Origin of the sequence: Pseudanabaena sp. CCNP1317, assembly GCF_034931345.1 — a bacterium.
Classification (GTDB): domain Bacteria; phylum Cyanobacteriota; class Cyanobacteriia; order Pseudanabaenales; family Pseudanabaenaceae; genus Pseudanabaena; species Pseudanabaena galeata.
Window position 1 is genome coordinate 1 of the sequence record NZ_JAYGIF010000049.1, and the last position, 744, is coordinate 744.

The 744-nt window shown below is 60.8% G+C and carries 2 protein-coding genes; both read right to left on the reverse strand.

The features are described 5' to 3' along the window. Positions 1 to 338, reverse strand: a 338-nt coding sequence (locus VB775_RS10235) for a peroxiredoxin (protein ID WP_323216772.1), incomplete at its 3' end; no start/stop codon positions are given. Positions 339 to 393: 55 nt separating this feature from the next. Beyond that, a partial coding sequence (locus VB775_RS10240) for an arginase family protein (RefSeq protein WP_323216774.1) occupies positions 394 to 744 on the reverse strand: 351 nt, incomplete at its 5' end.

Genomic DNA, 744 nt, shown 5'->3' on the forward strand with positions numbered 1-744 from the left:
TTGTTGCCATACATCGACTTCTCGACCCAGGTGCCGTACATCTCGGAGACCTTGTGGTCCTTGTCGGCCAGCAGGGTGAAACCGAAACCGTTGTTGTCATCGAACTTCTTGACGGCCTTGACTTCGTCCGGCGAGACGCCGATCACGGTCGCCCCGGCATTGGCGTAGTCGGCCTTGTGGTCACGGACCCCTTCGGCCTGCGTCTTGCATCCCGAAGTGTTGGCCTTGGGGTAGAAGTAGAGAACGACCGTCTTGCCCGAAAAGTCGGAAAGCGTCACGGTCTTGCCGTTCTGGTCCTTCAGGGTGAAATCTGGGGCTTTTGAGCCGGCTTCAAGCACGATCCGCGGATTCTATTCGGAAATCCCGGACGAAGGATCGCTCCATAAGTGGTGGTCAGGCGATCAGCGTCGTTTCCAGCATCTCGACCAAAGCGGCCCCGCAGGAACCGTCCGGATCTTTTTCCGGGTTGAAACAGGTCACGTTGACACCGATCAGCCCCTCCGAGCCTGCGAGCGGGGCGAAGATCGCCCTGAGTTCCGGCATGCTGAGGCCGTCCGGCATGAGGTAGTCGGTTGCGGGGAAGGCTTCTTCGTCAAGGATGTCCAGGTCGAGGTGAAGCCAGAAACGGCCTTCGCCGGCAGTGAGTTCGCTTGCGATCGACCGGCCCAGATGCTCGAGGTCGCTGTGCCGCAGGGAGTCGCGGTATTCGATCCGGCTGAAGCCCATGCCGGCGGGGAGCGGGCT